Origin of the sequence: Moraxella marmotae, from assembly GCF_042219885.1 — a bacterium.
GTDB lineage: Bacteria > Pseudomonadota > Gammaproteobacteria > Pseudomonadales > Moraxellaceae > Moraxella > Moraxella marmotae.
Window position 1 is genome coordinate 103,796 of the sequence record NZ_JBHJHR010000004.1, and the last position, 16,382, is coordinate 120,177.

The 16,382-nt window shown below is 42.3% G+C and carries 11 protein-coding genes; 6 read left to right on the forward strand and 5 right to left on the reverse strand.

Annotated elements, in window-relative coordinates; genetic code table 11:
* Nucleotides 1-2 precede the first annotated feature (2 nt).
* The 5 genes from ACFBZI_RS11290 (at nucleotide 3) to ACFBZI_RS11310 (ending at nucleotide 8,102) form a co-directional block, all read left to right on the forward strand.
* A complete protein-coding gene (locus ACFBZI_RS11290; protein ID WP_375716469.1) occupies nucleotides 3-2,501 on the forward strand; it encodes a hypothetical protein in 2,499 nt (832 codons plus the stop codon).
* A 20-nt stretch (nucleotides 2,502-2,521) separates the two neighbouring features.
* Nucleotides 2,522-5,911, forward strand: a complete 3,390-nt coding sequence (locus ACFBZI_RS11295) for a hypothetical protein (protein WP_375716470.1) — start codon at nucleotides 2,522-2,524, stop codon at nucleotides 5,909-5,911.
* Complete coding sequence (locus ACFBZI_RS11300) at nucleotides 5,908-6,789, forward strand: CHAP domain-containing protein (RefSeq protein WP_375716471.1); 882 nt, start codon at nucleotides 5,908-5,910, stop codon at nucleotides 6,787-6,789. Before ACFBZI_RS11295 ends, ACFBZI_RS11300 begins: the two co-directional genes overlap by 4 nt.
* A 93-nt stretch (nucleotides 6,790-6,882) precedes the next feature.
* A complete protein-coding gene (locus ACFBZI_RS11305; RefSeq protein ID WP_375716472.1) occupies nucleotides 6,883-7,554 on the forward strand; it encodes a hypothetical protein in 672 nt (223 codons plus the stop codon).
* An 8-nt stretch (nucleotides 7,555-7,562) separates the two neighbouring features.
* On the forward strand, nucleotides 7,563-8,102 hold the full coding sequence (locus ACFBZI_RS11310) for a lysozyme family protein (RefSeq protein ID WP_375716473.1): 540 nt from the start codon (nucleotides 7,563-7,565) through the stop codon (nucleotides 8,100-8,102).
* Nucleotides 8,103-8,156: 54 nt separating this feature from the next.
* On the opposite strand, the gene ACFBZI_RS11315 is transcribed toward ACFBZI_RS11310, so the two are convergent.
* Nucleotides 8,157-9,086 carry a M48 family metallopeptidase gene (locus tag ACFBZI_RS11315; RefSeq protein ID WP_375716474.1) on the reverse strand — a complete coding sequence of 310 codons (930 nt, stop codon included), beginning with the start codon at nucleotides 9,084-9,086 and terminating at the stop codon, nucleotides 8,157-8,159.
* 16 nt (nucleotides 9,087-9,102) lie between these two features.
* Nucleotides 9,103-10,170: an ATP-binding protein gene (locus ACFBZI_RS11320; RefSeq protein ID WP_375716475.1), complete on the reverse strand. Its 1,068-nt coding sequence runs from the start codon at nucleotides 10,168-10,170 to the stop codon at nucleotides 9,103-9,105.
* A 304-nt stretch (nucleotides 10,171-10,474) separates the two neighbouring features.
* Between ACFBZI_RS11320 and ACFBZI_RS11325 the strand changes: the two genes are divergently transcribed.
* On the forward strand, nucleotides 10,475-11,041 hold the full coding sequence (locus ACFBZI_RS11325; RefSeq protein ID WP_375716476.1) for a hypothetical protein: 567 nt from the start codon (nucleotides 10,475-10,477) through the stop codon (nucleotides 11,039-11,041).
* Nucleotides 11,042-11,591: 550 nt separating this feature from the next.
* Here the strand turns inward: ACFBZI_RS11325 and ACFBZI_RS11330 are convergent.
* From ACFBZI_RS11330 to ACFBZI_RS11340, 3 genes are all read right to left on the reverse strand, one after another.
* Nucleotides 11,592-12,854 (reverse strand): hypothetical protein, encoded by a 1,263-nt coding sequence (locus ACFBZI_RS11330; RefSeq protein WP_375716477.1) that lies wholly within the window; start codon nucleotides 12,852-12,854, stop codon nucleotides 11,592-11,594.
* Nucleotides 12,855-12,856: 2 nt separating this feature from the next.
* The gene (locus tag ACFBZI_RS11335; protein ID WP_375716478.1) at nucleotides 12,857-15,367 is read right to left on the reverse strand and encodes a DNA cytosine methyltransferase; all 2,511 of its coding nucleotides are present in this window, start codon (nucleotides 15,365-15,367) and stop codon (nucleotides 12,857-12,859) included.
* A 332-nt stretch (nucleotides 15,368-15,699) separates the two neighbouring features.
* Nucleotides 15,700-16,311, reverse strand: a complete 612-nt coding sequence (locus tag ACFBZI_RS11340; RefSeq protein WP_375716479.1) for a hypothetical protein — start codon at nucleotides 16,309-16,311, stop codon at nucleotides 15,700-15,702.
* Nucleotides 16,312-16,382: the final 71 nt, after the last annotated feature.

Genomic DNA, 16,382 nt, shown 5'->3' on the forward strand with positions numbered 1-16,382 from the left:
CAATGACTGAGCTTATCCAACAAACAGCAAACGCTAAACCAAAGTTTTTGCTGTTTCATCATTTGTTGCAGAAAAAGCACGGGCTTGGTATGGCTGGTGCGGTAACTTTTTTGCTTGATGTTGATGGTTTGATTGACATGACCGCTGCCAGCAAAGGCTTGGTGACTTGTATCTATAAAGACAGCTGGCAAGAGATGGTTGGTGGTGTTTCCCGCACCAAAGAGCAGTTTTTATGGATTGTCAATCCTGTGCGTAACAGTGCCAGTGATATGGGGGAAGAGCTGTTATGCCCCACCATGTCGCAAATCAGACGCCATCTACAACTGCCTTATGATATTGTCCCTTTGCATGCTGCCACTGATTTGTATGAGCTTGGCAGACCTGAGATTGTGGCGTTTTACACCAATTTGGGCAAGCCTGCCACGCCCATCGCCACGGTGATTACCGAACACAGCAAACAGCCGTGTGTGTTGCTTGAATCGGTTTTTGGACGGTTTATTGCTGACGGTTGTGATGTTGTCCATGAATCGGTATTGCAAGAGGCGGGCAGCCAATACAGTTATGCTGATTTTTTATACACAGACCCCACGCAAGCCCACCAAACCACATCGCTTTATAACAACCAACGAGATGACCGCCGTGCGGTGCTGTACCACCATTTGGTGAACCGCTTAGAATATCAGCTAAAACATCCTTTTTCTTTGATCCAAACAGTGGCGTTGGAGGGGCTGATAAAACCTGCCCCCACCCCACTGCGTCGTGTTACGGTTACTGAGGCCACCCAAGAGTATCAAACCACCTACGATTTGGTGCCTTATGTTTATCAATACGCCAGACAACTGGCACAAGCTCAAAGCCAACACAACAAAACAGTGGCAACCGATAGCCCTGAATACACGCTTAGCGTGGTGAACGGCTTGGCGGTGCTACAAACCGCACAAATCGCCGCCATTTATAAACGATTGGCCAAAGATTTTAAAACCGCCAATACACGCCTGCCAGCCAGCCAATTGTTTAGCATGATGGCTTGGGCTCAGCGGATTGTGATTGACAACCAAGCATTAAATTTTACGCTTACCCACCCTGCGATTGGCGTGGCACTGGCAGGTTTGGCACGTTGCTATCTGCCCTATCACACCTGTGTCAGCTCCGACATCAGCCCTGCTATGTTACTCATGCAGCCACAATCGGCAGAGTTGTTGGTCGCTCCGACACATAAGCAGCAAACAGCAGAGCTGGACGCTTTGATTCAATACGAGGTGTTACCATTTTTTAAACAACAAACGCCTGTGATTTGTAATGATGAACACAGTTTGAGCAGTAAAGCCTATACCGCCATTGTGCATGGCATTGTGCATGGCAAAGAGGGGTTTGGTGGCTCTAGTGTGTATATGGGCAACTTATACAGCATCGCCATGAGCACAGAAAAGCACTTACCTGTGTTTTTTCAGGAAAAAGCAGGTCAAGTGGACGTGTATTACGAAACAGGCGTCGGTTCCGACTTGGCGATTCGCGATTTAAGTTTATTGCGAGCGGCACACACCATCGCTCCCATGTATCATGATGAGCATACTCAAGTGGACATGGGAGTGATCTTAATCAACCAACAATTTCACAATAAGCGAGAGACAGACCTTTATAAATTCATCAAATGGCTTGGTTATTATTACCAAGAGGTGAATTTTGTGATGTTGTCCAACTCGGTACTGCTTGCCAAAGATGTGGCCAACACGCCCATGCAAGCAACGATGATCACCTTTTATTTGCCACAAAACTTAGCCACTGATGAGAAAAAAGCCCGCTTACGGCTGGACGAGCTGGTGCTACAAAGCCATGTGCGTGAGATTGAGACCTTTCAGGCGTTTAAAGCTTATATTAAAAGCTTATTGCAACGCTTGCTCAGTTTACAGATGTTTGAAAAAACCAACAAACAGCAAGAAAGCAAGGCGTCAGTGTCTGAAAATGCAGACTTAAATCAACCTGTGCCAAATGCGGTGATTGTACAAGATGTGCAGGATAAAGAACAAAGCAAGGCAAAAGACGACACCCCTACCCAAAAACCTGTTACGGCGACAGCTAATGCAACAAGTGCCACGACAGACAAGCCAAGCCCGCCTGCTGCTTCTACCACCACGCCTGCAGATAAGCCAGCAGCACAGCCAACACAGACAGCACAAGATAAATCAGTATCAACTGAGAAAGCAGCGGACGAAACCAAGCCTGAAGACCACAGCCATATGACTGACACTGATATGGGTAGTATGTTTGGCAGTGATGATGACGATGATAGCTCTGCTGATTGTGAAAGTGCCACCGCTGATGACAAAGGTGGTGTTGACACTGGCGGTGACACAACCACCCCTAAAACCCAAGAGAGCTCGCCTGCTGCTGACGATGATTTGGACGAGCTGGACAATTTTGCTAATGAGGATGAAGATGATGCCAATGATGAAGAAAACGCACCACCTGAAAACATCGATGATATACCTGGCAACGGCTAAGCAAAAGAAGCAGGTGACGCGTGAGCCATTTTAGCAATATCGAAAAGGTGATTAAACCGAAACCAGCCCAGCCTGCTTTTGTGCCATACAACGCCCAAGACCTACAAGCGTTAAAACAAGTGGACGCTCGCAGCATTCACGCTTTGGACTTGCCTGCTTATACCGATGACCGAGTGGCAGGCGTGATCGCCCAAACAGTCAATGAGTATTACCAAAGCAAAGCCAACGAGCAGCGTCCGTTGTTTTTTGCGTATCCGACAGGCATACCCACCGAATATGATGTCTGTTTTGTGGTGCTTGAGGGTGAAGTGTATAAAGCCGTACCATTTTGCTACTTGACTGCCCCTGATGTGCTGTCTGAGCACAGTTTTAAGGTGGTGAGCGAACGCTTGGGTGTGAGCATTGCAGGGGTATTTTGCCGTGATAAACGCCAGCTTGCCCGCATTCGCCTGCTATTCGCCAGCTTTGCCACCAGCAAACTGATGACACCTTATGCCATTTTGATGGCAGGTCAAATCCAAAGAGGCGATTATGAAGATCGCTGTGTGGCGTGGATTTGCCATCACTTGCTTTACACGCAAAAGCTGGTATTAAAAAACAAGCACGCCCATATCCATGACCAAAAAAAGCTGTGTGCAGACCCTAAAGCTAGTGTCAGTGCCTTGCAAGCTGCTTTTGATGGCTTGGTCAATCGGGTGCCTGAGGATAGTGGGGACAATGCCGCCAACGGGTCTGGTGCGTCTGACAAACCACAAAAAGATGACATTGACGACTTACAAAACAGCCCCTACCGCCATTTGTACCCTACGGTACTAAGACACCGCTTGGCAATGGTGCTACACGATTTGGGGGCGTCTATTGATGAGCTGTACCAACAGTACCAAGAGGCAAAACAGGCCGAGCACCGCCAAAAAACCGCCACAGCGGACAGCAAAGATAAGAGCGATGAACAACTGTCCACTGAACATCAGCAATTTTTACAATACGCCCAAAACTTGTTGCCAGAAGAGTCACCCACCAACAGCTTATTGCATGAATATGTGGTCAATGATAGAAATGACCGCATTGTGCCGTATTTTGATTTGAAAAAGTCTAAAAATGAGCAGACCATCAGCCAGCAAGTGATGCCTTTGTTTGCGGTGATGGGTGATGATGTGAAAAAGGGAGCTTTAGACGGTAAGTTGCCCGAGTTCTACCAACAGTTTCACTGGCAAACCCGTTGTTTTGGTAATCAAGTGCAAGAGCTGGTCCGCGCCCTGTTAAATTTGCTTGGCGAGACTGGCGCCACCCAAAACAGCCAGCACCAAGTGTTTTTTAATGCTTTGATTGCCAGATTGTATGACACACTGTCGATTGAGCAAGCCTTAGAGGTGTTTTTTACCGCTTGTGACCATGCCAATGGCCGTGCGTCAATCATCTTCTTTAAAGACGATTTTAAGGAGCGTTTGGACGCTTATATTCAAAGCTTGGACAGTAACCATGGGGCAGCCCGTCGCTACATTGATTCTTTAAACAAAGCAACCAGCTTTTTTGATTTTTTAATAGCGGGGTTTCGGTTTGCCGAGGACACACTGGAGATCAACTCTGGTAGCTTAAGCTTAATGCACAACCTATTATCCATACATTTAAACTCTCGTGAAGATTTGAGTAAAAATCCTGATAAGCCTTGTGGTATCAGCTTTAAAAAGCTCATGCAACGCCCTGTTGGGGTTCAGCCACAACATAAGGTTCAAGATTTTTGGTCACTGAGCGGTTACTATGATTACTATACCCTGCCGTTTGCTGAACAAGCGACTGATGATAACAAGCAGCCCTTGCCGTTGGTCAATGAGAACAAAGTGACTGCCCAGCTACAAGTCCAAGGCGAGCAAGTGGCGGGTTTTACCCCTTTTGTGATTTTATTGAACTTGCCAAAAAGTTTGTCGCAAAAACAGGCGTTGATCAGCCACTTGGCACAAGTGCAATATCGCCAACTACCATTGGTACAGATTTGGTTGCCTTATCAAGCCTTGCCTGTATTACAGCACCAACGCCAAGCCCTGATTGGGCGGTTAAAGTGCGAGGATTTGCTGGGCAATGATTATTTGGAGCCACAACCTTTGTTGGATTGCTTACATTACAGTGCCGATGAGCAAAAAGCGGCGGTTGAACACCAGCAAGAACAACGGTTCGCCCAAAGCTACCGTTTGCCTATGCTGACAAATTGCTTACACAGTGGGGACAAACTACTGGCGGCCCGTTTGGTCTATGAGCCGATGGGGTCAATGAAAGTGTTGAACACCTTTGCTAGCCTACTGGATTCCATCAATAATCCGATGATTGATGATGATACTTTTGAGGTGATGGGGGCAGACTCTAGCCGTTCGTTCTCCTTTGTCGATAAGATACATACGCTGGCACAAGGTACGGAATATTTGGTGATGTCGCCACAGCTGAGAGACATTGATAGCAACCCTGAAGCGGCGGCGTATAACGAAGCGTCGGCGGTGAAAAAAAGCTTGTACGCCCATTATATGCACTTGCAGTCATTAGGGGATTTGGGTTCACAGTATCGTATTTACTTTGAGATTGTCAAAGCCTTGATTTCTGGACATTTGATTATTCCTTTTATTCGCTATGAGGCAGGTGCAGGCGAGCCGACATTACAAGAGCTGCTAAAAACCAAAATCCCACCTGTGCCACGCTGTTATTTGCGTCAAGCCCCACAATTGGCATTGTTTTTACCAGCCACACCGTTTATCTCCGCCAGCTCACGCCCACTGTTTTATGCGTATATCAGTGGTTCATCATTAAAAGGTGATGATGGTTTGCAAGATGTGCCACTGGTAACGGCGGCAGCGGTGGCTCAGATTTACGAGCAGAAAAACAAGGCGTTAAAAGCAGCGGCTAGTGGTGCTAAAAACAGCGGTGAGAAGACTTGGCTTGATAACCTAAGTTTTGGCAAAATGCGGGTGCTAAAAGGGAGTGATGGGCGGTTAAAAATCCAAGTACTGCCTGAGCTTAAAAGAAGACAAGAAGTCAAAGTGTCCGCTTTAGCTGCCGAGCAAGCGTCTGGGTCGGCTGAGGGTGGAGAGATTGCCCCTGAACAGTCGGCACAAGACGATGATTTGCCTGAAGAGCTGGCGATGGCTGAGCGTGCTGCTGGCGTGGCTGATGGAGAAGATGCGGCCAAAGATACACAAGAAAGCACCACACCTGCCCCTACGCCCAAGACCGTTGAAGAGCTGTTGTCAATTCCTGCTTTGGACGCTGATTTTGAAGAAGTGCTGCGAGCGTTTTTTGATTGCTACCCCAAGCTTGATGATGTGATTGTATTTGACAAAGACCCTAACACACAAGGGCAACCTTACCTAGCCACCGATATTTTTGGTGATGAAACTAAAGTTCACCTTTGCGAGGATATTTTATGAAAACCACTCCTTTGTTGTCAGCTGTCAAAGCAGGCGTGATGGCGCCGTGTTTGTTATTGGCAAGTATGATGAGTACCACCGCCCATGCCAACACTGGCTATGAGCGTTATTTGTCGCAGGATAATGCGGCTAACCACAGTAATGATATTCCTGATTTGGTGGGGGCAAATGACATTGATATTGCCATTAACAACCTGTTGCAGCGTTATCAAGCGACACCACCGCCAAGCGTTGTGGCACTTCAAAACCAAGCCCCTGCACAAAACACAGGGTTTTATGCCCCACAAACCCCACATGTGGGTAATCAGCAAGCGGCGGTCAGACCGTTTAGCTATTTTGACCCTGTGCTTGGTAAAGAGATTGTGATTGGTGGTAATGCCAGCGTCGCCAGTCAATTAAGCAATCATTATGGCAATAACGCCCAAGAAGATGGTTATCGTGCCAAAGCTTATGGCAATTTGCCAAGTGGTTCCGCCCCTGTGCTGGCTGCCAAATCAGCGACAAGTGCGGCCAAAGGTAGCAGTACGGGTTGGTGTGCGTTGTTTGTGCGCAAGGCGTTGCAAGTGGCAGGTTATAAGATCACCCCGCAAGCGTCAGCGTATATGTATAATAACGGTGCTTTGGCGAGTGCTGGTTTTACTAAGGTTTCTAAAACCAACTACCAGCCACAGGTGGGCGATGTGGCAGTATTTAACCGCTCAAACAAAAACCCACACGGCCATATCCAAATCTATAATGGCACACAGTGGGTGTCAGATTTTCGTCAACCGAAGTTTAGCCCATACACCCAGCACAATGGCTATACCATTTGGCGAGATCGCAATTACCTGAATGCGGTTGATGGTGGTCGCACGACACTGGCATATAACGATCGTTGATGGTTTTGTTGTGGCTTGACTTGTTTAGCAATATATTTTAGAATATGTAAACTATCTTACTAAGCAAGTCTAAAAATTGGCTCAGGACCCATTATGTCAGATAAAACCCCCAAAAATCACAATGCTCAAAACAACGAGCGACAGTCCAGTTTAGTCACTCGTGGTGTCTCCAAAGTGGTGACACTGCCCCTTGGCTTGATGTTTAACCGTGGTTCACGACGCACCGCCTCAGCTTTTGTGCAAGATGTCAAAACAAAACCCAAAAGTAAGGTGTACTGCCCTTACTGTGCTGATGGGTTCTTACACCTACAAAATGCACAGGATAATACCGCCAAAGGTGAGTGGCAATGCGATCACTGTGGTTTTGAGGTTGAAACTGCGGATAAGAAAAGCAAAACTTTGGTGAATTTGATTGCCAAAGAGGGTAGTCAGTGGTATCAACAAGGCCGTGCCGCAGGCGTGGGAGTTTTGAGTGCTGAAGAGCGAGAAATAGGCGTAAAACGCTTGCTGTTGCGTTCTCGTATCTGTGGGGGTGTGGCGTTGGTGCTGGCGTGTGTCGCGATCAAATACATCACTATGAGTGCCTATCTCATCGCCCTACTTGCTTTGGGTTTTGCCCTATTATTTGGTTTGAATTTTTTAGCCCAAGGTTTTGCCGCTTGGAAATTGCATAACGATTTATTGTACCACAAAGACGGCAAGGCGTTGTTACGCCATTGGTTGTCGCAAGGCAGCCCTTGGAAAGTCAGTGATTATCAGCCATAGGTGATACCATGGTTGTGCGTTTTCACAAAGTGTTTTTGGCAGGCGTGGTTTGTGCCCTTGCGTCTCCTGTGCAAGCCGCGCAACTGCCAAACCCCAACCATTACCCTGTTGGTCGCCCGACTTTAGAATGTGTTAGAGACGCTGCCACACGCTTTGGTGTGCCAACAGATTTAATGCTTGGCGTGCAGTCGATTGAGCGTGGCGAAACTGGTCAAGGGGTGAATAATAAGAACAGCACGCAGGATTTGGGTGCTTTTCAGATTAACACCATTCACTTGCCACGCATTCAAGGCATGGGTGGCAGTCGCCAAGATGTGCTAAACAGGGGCTGTTATAATGCCACAGTTGCGTCTTTATTGATGTCTGAGGCGTTAAAAATGCCGAATAAACAACATTTGGACTTTTACACCAGAGCCAGCGGCTACCACTCATGGACGCCCTATCACAACGCCATTTACCGCACCAAGCTGGTTCGCTATACAGGACAGTGGCAAAAATGGCTGATTGATAATAAAATGGGCTATTTGGTAGGCTCGCCGCGGGTTTAACGGTTTGTTTTTTTTCACCAGTCAAGTTTTTAGTTTGCGGCTTGGCTGGTTTTTTTACTTATTCTTCCCAAAAACACCCTTAACTCTCTCACCAACGGGATTTTTGACATTGGTTGGCACCACAAAATTCTCTGCCTTGCCTTGTAAGGCGGCTTGATAAAGTGGCATGACTTGTGGCTGCAGGTCTTTCATCGCTTGGATACGCTCTTTATCCGCTGGGTGTGTTGAGCTAAGGCTTTCGACGATTTTATTTAGCCCTGCAAATGGTCTGATTAAAATCCTGTTGTCTCGTTTTTCAAAGAATTTGTTTTTATCACCATTGAGCTGTTTTTGTTTTTCGGCATAAGCCATTGATTTTTCCCAAACACTGATACCTGCTTGCGGATTAAAACCTGCTTGTGCCATCAAAAACAAACCAATGCGATCAGCCTCTTTTTCTTTGGCTCGTGAATAGCCCTTTTCACCAAAATCTGACGCCAACGCTATTTCACTGACCGCCCCAACGCCTGCATAAGCCATACCAACCACCAGCAAACTGCTGACCAAAGATTGGTTTTCTTTTTCTTTGCGATGCTCTTCTAAGGCGTGTGCCATCTCATGCCCCACGATGGCGGCGATTTCATCATCACTCAAATCCAGTGTTTCAACTAAGCCTGTAAAAAACGCCATACGCCCACCTGGCATTGCCCAAGCGTTCATCTCATCGCTGCGAAATACGGTAATCTCCCAAGAAAACGGAATGCCTGTGTTATTGGCTTTATCGGCATAAGGCACAATGCGTTGAAACACCGCCTGAATGCGTTTTGCCGTGGTAGATGTGGTGTCAATCATGTGGCGGTTTTTGTGCTTAAAAATGGCGTAATTGCTGGCCGCTTCACTGTCCAAGGTCAAGCTGTCATTGCCCATAAAATCGCCAATGGTCGTACAGCCTGTAGTGGTAAGTGCGGCAGTGGCTGCCAAACAAAGTGCAAATTTTCTCATCATCTCTTCCTTTAGTGATTTATAAAATAGATAACTTGATCCAAGAAACAAGGTTGTCGTCATTGACACACAAAGCCCCATCGGCATTTCTTGTCAAATAATCCATGTTGATAAGTTTACGGACTTTGCCTTGAATGCTGCTGTTGGTCAAAGTTTCGACACCCAACCTTTGAGCTAGAGTTTCTCGGGTTTTATTGCTGTAAAGCGAAGTTTCTCCTGTGCCAACCAAAATTAAGATTTGTTTTTCCAGTTCGCTTAAGGCCTGCCACTTGCCAATATGGTTTTGGTTACGATTGATTTCGGCCAGTCTTTCTTGATAAGCGGTGCTTAAGTTCAGATTTGGGTTGATGATCATGTTTTGCACAATCGTTCTGGTGTGCATGGGGTTGTATTGTAGTTTTTGGAAAATTGAGAACAAGGCGTCGTTGTCCATATTCTCCCCTGTTCTACTTTCGTAAATTTTTACCAAATGGTCGGTAAAATCTTTAGTTAGATTTGGGAAATCCAAAGCGTGTGCAAACTCAAAAAACGGCGCTTTATTGTCATGAAACATTGACCGTAAACCGTTGGTGCTTGAGCCTGTAAAAATGGTTTTGATTTTTGATTTGTTGATGTCAAGACCTGTGCGTAAAGCTCGCACTAAGCCATCAGTGTTTTTAAGTCGTGCCAGCTCTTGTGCTTCGTCAAGCAAAAATAAAGTCGGCTTATTGCTTTTGGCGATTAGGTTAATCACTTCAACAACAGAGGTATGCGTTTGCTGGAGGTCTGATCGCTCGACACCAACGCCTAAAACATCAACGCGCTTGATGCTATTGAGATGTTTTGATGGCTGAATGTGATACAGAAAGTTCAATAGCGAGCCTTTAAACTCGTTTTCGATGTTGAGCTGGTTGTCGTTCATGAAACTAAAATAAAACACATGAAAACCCATTTCTTTAGCCATCGGTTCGATGTCGTGCAACAAAAAGGCCGTTTTACCCATTCGTCTGGGGGCAAACAGCGTCAAGGCGTGGGCGATACCGTCTTTTAGGCTGATTAAAAGTCGCTTTGCCAGTTCGGTGCGATTAAAATAAAGTAAGTCGGTCATGGTGGCTCAAATTATACAAAATTATATTCAAAAAAATAATTATATTGGTTGGATATAATTATATCGGTGTTGATATTTTTGTCAAGCAGGTTTGGTGGGTTGTTTTATTATAGCTTGTATCGTTGGAAGTAACGACAAAGCCACTTGACTTTCACCCAGTAATTTGCCAAAATAATAAAACAGACATAACGACAACCTAAAAATGGTCTTAAGCGAAAACCAAGCGGTTGTGGTTGCCTTATTTTAATCGCCTTGCTTAAGTAAGGCGATTTTTTACTATAAGCATGATCAAAAGGAAGACATCATGAAAAAATCAGCCATCGCCCTACTGTTACCTGCCCTATTATTTTCTGCAATGGCACAAGCAGCAGACTGGACACCGATGTTTAGTTATTTAGAAAAAGGTAAAACTGGCGATCGTGGCAAGGCTTTTGCTGCCTTTGCTGGCAGTGTGGCACATTATACAGAAGACCCAAACTGCCCAATCACTGACGGCTGTGATTACCGACGAAGCTTGAGCAAAACTTACAAGCTCTCAAAACCTTATGCCAATGACGCCCTACCTGCTCGTAATGTGACCAGTCGTGAGCTTGGCGAAGAAGTTGAAGACAACGGCATTTACACACCTGCCTATGTGCCTGTCAAAAACGCCACACTGTATGGGCATAAAATCCATGGCTTTATCCTGTGGGAATATCCAGGCACTGACAATGTTGGCTCTTATGTGGACTTTGGTCCGATGAGTAAAGCCCAATTTACCAAGCTGAACAAAAAAGTTTACTTTAAAAAACTGCCAGAAGATTACGAAGTCGAATACGCTGCTGAATTTACTTACAAAAAAGGCCGTGTGCTATTGCACATTGAGTATTGATTTGGCATGGAGTTGGTCGATTATTTTTGATATAACTAATTTCCAGCTTGCTAGATTTAAGCGTTTCTAGTATAATTACCACCAATAACTCCCCTAACTTTGCCAACTCAAGGGTTGGAATCACAAGGTTAGGGGCTTTCTTTTATGGGGTATGCCATAATCTCCATTGCTTTGGATCAAACACAATCCGCCCCTACAAACTTACAAAAACCTATAAATAACTCTAAAAAGCTATCAACAGATTTTATGTTGCACCTCTGTTCGTGCTTACTTAAATGCTTTTATCAATAATCGTATTATTGAGCGTCATAGCCTAAAACAACGTGATGCCAATGCAACCTTTACTCTTAAAAAAGATTAAGCAAGTTTGACGATTTGTTTTAACTTATTGAAAAGTAAAGGTATTTTTTTTATTAAGCAAGTTTTTGTTAGCAATAAGCAAGTTTTTAATTCACAGTTAAGTTAGGTGCAGATAAAATGACAGATTTTTGATTAAGCTGTCACAAACTTTAGTGATAAAACCTACCACTGCGCAGGTTTTATCACTAACTTAGCATGGAGTTGGTCGGTTGTTCTTGATTAAAGTATGATATTTATTATGGCCTATGTAATCGCTATAAAAATAATCAATTTTATCGATTACAGCGGCGAAATCTAAATCAGCTATTTCATTAAATTCTTGGGTTTCAAGGCCTATATTCAGCACATATTTATAATCATCAAAATCATAAAATTTCGGCAAATAATCCGATAGTAAGTTTTCCATTATTCGATTTGCTTTCGCTAATAAGCAAATATATTGAAAATCTTTATCTATATCTCTCGTATTGTTGTTTGGGTGAGCCATTGTGAAATGTTGGTTGGGCGTTATTGTAATAAGATTTTCTATATAATCAGCTATCTTTGGGTAATCTGATTGTGCAAAAATATGGTGTACTTGTGTGGCAGCAACTATCTCGGTTTCTTGTTTTACTTCCGAGAGTGAGTTATAAAACTTCTCATTATATCTTCTGACAGCTTTCTTTGCTTTATTAACAGTATATTTTGCCAAAGCTTTTGATTGCAATTGTTTTAAGTTGGGTTCATGCTCACCTCGAGTTACAGATTTCTCTTTGCCGCTTAATTCATCTCGCCAATTAGATCTGTTGTATTGCAAATCATTTAAAGTGATGATTTTTAGAGATAACCTTCCTTTTTCCGTACCTTTCTTTCTAAGTTTGAATGCCAATGGATTGAGAATTTTTGTAAAAATCCGCCCACATTCAATTTCTTTATTAATGGCAGTATTTTTGATTGTAAAATCAATAAAGACTTGTCTTATTTTTCTGTAGGATTCTTTGGTTTGTTTTTCAAAGAAACTGTCAAAGTCCCCACTCAAGCCACTATCTTTTAAAACTTTTGTAATGTACTCATAAAGAAAATTTAGTGCGTTTGTCGGTCTTAACGCAATGTTCTCTAGCAATTCTTTATTACCTATCTTGTAATAATATCTTCTGCCTTGTTTTCTTGTTGATAATATCCTACTGTAAGCCAGCAGTTTAATTGGCTGTCCAAAATATTTGTCATATTCATTACCTGCTTCTAATTCAGGATCTGGCTTGGAAAAAATTTCTATCACATTATTTCTTGAGTAAGCACTGTGCCATATGTCAGACACGGTAAACTCCTCTCCTTCATTCTCCACATATTCAATAATGCAGTCGGCCACGATGGTTATAACATCGAATGTGCATTTCTGATCAATCCATCTAGCATTGTTTGTTTTTCTCACATCGTAATCAAATTGATTTAAAAAGTTAAAATAAATGTTCATATTCACATATCCTTGTTGAGTCCAAACCAATAAACGCTTGTATTATCAACATTCAATGAGCGTGTTTGAAAATTTCTAGCCAAAGCATAAAAGTCCCTAAACTCCTTGCTGGCGATATATTTTTGTTGCTGTTCAGTGATGGTAAAATCATGTTTTTTTTGCAACACGGCGACTGAGCCATTGGTAATATATCCCTTTTCTTTTTTTAACAATCTTGGTTTGTATGTCATATTGGGGACTAAATATACATCATCGCGGTTTAAAAACTTGTATGTTGCCAATCGTTTGGCTTCATTTTGATTAATATAAGCATCGTAATCCAATAAGTTAACAATACCACTACCATCATCGTTGATGTTTCTTGATTTCAAAACCCTGATTGCAGCACCACTCTTAGTGCTCGTTAGCAATTTATTTGTGATTTGTCGATCTCGGAATACAGAAAAAACATCAAAAACCAATTTATTGCAAATATCATCAAAAAAATCGTTCCTATAGATCACCCAATAAGGAAGTTTTTCGGAAAAAATATAGCCTTTGTTCTGTTCAAGCTCAATGCCTTTAGGGATTGATTTAACAAACACTTTATTGCTTTTGCTGTCTGTTATTGTTAAATTAATTGTTTCAATTAAAACTCCTTTAAATCCAAATTCACCAAAATCCAATATAGATGACACATTGGACTGCCTTAATTTAGTTCTTGTTTGTGCGTATTCTGATGTGTTCAATAAATTTTTTGGCAAAATAAGCGATATGTTTTTACTTTCAGCTAGTGATTTTTCCAAAAACAACCCTGCTAAATTTGTCAATTTCGCACTATAATCAACCTTTGCAAGATACTCTGAAATCTCTTTGGTGCTCAGTTTGGTAAAAGGCGGATTGCCAACTATTAAATCAAACTTGCAGTTAAAACTTTTTTGCATATAATCTGCATGCACAAAATTAATCTCAAAATTGCATGGAATTGCTTTTTTATCAAAAATAATTTTTAGAACATCAAGCACTTCCAAATCAACATCAACAACTGTTAATTTTACCTTTTTTATATGGCTATATCTTTTAAAAAGCAGTGGGATAAAATTACCAATACCCACTGAAGGTTCTAAAATAGACACTTCATCTTGTTGCTCAAAACTTGGCAACACTGTCATAATTTCATTTAATATCTCTTTTGGCGTATAAAAGGCTGAATGAGAATACCTTTTTGCATTTGATAGCTCTATAATTCTAGCCAGGCTATCAAAACAAATAGTATCCTTATTATTTTTTACAAATATTTTTAAATTAATTGGGTTAAATAGTTGCTGCTGCTCAATTATTTTTCGAATATCAGAATCACCCATTTTTCTTTTGGATAAAAATGTTTGTATATTATGAGCGATTTGCCGAAATATCTCTGTGGGAACAGATTCGCCGATGCTTTGTCTAATGTTCATCTCCTCTTTCTTGGAAATCAACTTTTTTTGATCCCATGTCTTTGCATTTAATTCATCTTTAGTTAAATTAAGCCATTTAAAACTGCTGGGAATAGACATCATTCGCATGAGTTCCGTAATTGAAAAAACTCTGTCTTGTGTTGGGTGTACTGTGTTTTGACTTGCCATTTGATCATTTCGTGTATGAATACAAGGTGCAACCTTATCAAACACCTGTCTCTTATATTTATCACCATTTTTTGATTGGTTAATAACCAGTTTGCCATCAATAATTTTGTGAGGCTTCTTATGGTCATCGATGTTATCAAAAGCGCTTTGACCCTCGCCAATGTTCTTTATCCAATCCCTCATGTGAGCTGGATATGTTCTGAAACTGTGAAAGAAGTCGTCTTTTTGATACTCGCCCCAGTCTAGTTGAGGCATATCGCCGATAACCTGCCTTAAAGTTTTTTCTTTTTGGAAATTTGGAAATAACTCCATCGGCAAAACAGTATTGCTCTGAGACCGATGAACACCAATAACCAAAGTCCTGGTGCGAGATGAATTTGATCCATAATTTTTAAAATTCAGCACTCTTTTTTCGATTAAAAACTCTAAAGATAGCTCTTTTGCAATCATATCCCCTATGGTAACTATTTCGCCATTATAGGTACACCCTGTATTCCAAAATGCCGAGACATTCTCAAAAATAAAAAATCTCGGAAGAATTTTTTTTACAATCTTTACGCTCTCTACGACAAGGCTGTTTCTATTTATCTCATCCTCTTTCTTTTTATGGTTGGCAACACTCATGCCTTGACAGGGTGGTGTTGCAATCACAACATCAACCCTATCATTTCCTTTCTTAGACCAAACTGCTATTTCATCATAGATTTTTTGTTGCGTTTCAATGTGTGTGATGTCGCCTGAAATATAGCCAGACTCATATTGGCATTTGTTATTGATTTTTTGAATATTGAGTCTTTTTGCAAGCAACTCATTGGTTGCAATACACTCAAAACCCTCCATTTTAAATCCGTAACACCCTACGCCTGCCGATGAAAATAAAGAAATATAAGTTGGTGCGTTGTTGATCATATTTGACTGCTACTTATTTTTTACTGTGGATTTGCCACAAATTCTACCAAAACCAATCCGCATGAGCAACCAAAACCACAACTTCTCGTAGGTTTATTGCACGGCACAAAAAAGACCCACCAAAAGGCAGGTCTTGTCTTTCTGTAATAACGCCTGTGTGCATGGAGAGAGCCAAAGCTCGAAGTCCAAAGGTTGGTTATTGCAGTTGGTGCTATTTTAGCAGGTTTGGAGACAATGTCAAGGAAAAATTAGCATTGCCTGCTGTGACTGGCAAGCAAAAGCCCCACCAATCGGCAGGGCTTGTTGGGTTGGGGTTGTGCCTTTGCGAATACTTACTGTTGTAAAGACCAGTAAGGACCTTGTCTGTCCTCTTTTAACCAAAAGCAGGAGCCATTTATAGCATCGCCGTCATAAGGGAAGTTTCCTAAATTATCCCAAACAATAAACTTACCTTTATTGCTCACACAAAATTTATTGCTGTTTTTATTAAAAACCAAGCCTGTGTTCCGATTGGTTGGTTTGCTTATTTTTGTGGATAGTGGTAGGACGGCAACTTTTTTATTAGTTTTATTGACCGCAATTAACGAATATAGGGTTTTGCCTTTGGCGTCTGTATAGGCTTCTTGGTGCAAGACATAGTTTTTATTGAAGTTGGTTGGTTCTTTGAAAGCTTTTTCTAGGATTTTCCCTGAGCGCTTGTAATCACAATAATTGATGTCGCGTGACGAGGGCTTGTAAGCACCTAATTTGATGGCATACTCTTCCACATTGTAACAACGATCAACCAAAAAAGAGCCAGATTTTTTAATAGAATCACGAGAAAAGTTATCACCAAGCTCCTCAATGGCATATGCTTCATTGGCAACCGCTTTTGGGGCTGCCAAAACATCACCTGATAACACAGATACCGCAATTGCTGAAGTAAAAATTAAACCTTTTTTCATGATTTTCCCTCGAAATCCTACTGATATGCAAAGATTCTACCAAAACAAGATTATCCAATCAATACAAAACC

Excerpts from the sequence above, each read along its gene's own strand:
- ACFBZI_RS11305 (WP_375716472.1), top strand. The coding sequence starts at position 6,883 with ATGTCAGATAAAACCCCCAAAAATCACAATGCTCAAAACAACGAGCGA.
- ACFBZI_RS11330 (WP_375716477.1), bottom strand. The coding sequence starts at position 12,854 with ATGAACATTTATTTTAACTTTTTAAATCAATTTGATTACGATGTGAGA.
- ACFBZI_RS11310 (WP_375716473.1), top strand. The coding sequence starts at position 7,563 with ATGGTTGTGCGTTTTCACAAAGTGTTTTTGGCAGGCGTGGTTTGTGCC.
- ACFBZI_RS11335 (WP_375716478.1), bottom strand. The coding sequence starts at position 15,367 with ATGATCAACAACGCACCAACTTATATTTCTTTATTTTCATCGGCAGGC.
- ACFBZI_RS11315 (WP_375716474.1), bottom strand. The coding sequence starts at position 9,086 with ATGATGAGAAAATTTGCACTTTGTTTGGCAGCCACTGCCGCACTTACC.
- ACFBZI_RS11340 (WP_375716479.1), bottom strand. The coding sequence starts at position 16,311 with ATGAAAAAAGGTTTAATTTTTACTTCAGCAATTGCGGTATCTGTGTTA.
- ACFBZI_RS11320 (WP_375716475.1), bottom strand. The coding sequence starts at position 10,170 with ATGACCGACTTACTTTATTTTAATCGCACCGAACTGGCAAAGCGACTT.
- ACFBZI_RS11300 (WP_375716471.1), top strand. The coding sequence starts at position 5,908 with ATGAAAACCACTCCTTTGTTGTCAGCTGTCAAAGCAGGCGTGATGGCG.
- ACFBZI_RS11325 (WP_375716476.1), top strand. The coding sequence starts at position 10,475 with ATGAAAAAATCAGCCATCGCCCTACTGTTACCTGCCCTATTATTTTCT.
- ACFBZI_RS11290 (WP_375716469.1), top strand. The coding sequence starts at position 3 with ATGACTGAGCTTATCCAACAAACAGCAAACGCTAAACCAAAGTTTTTG.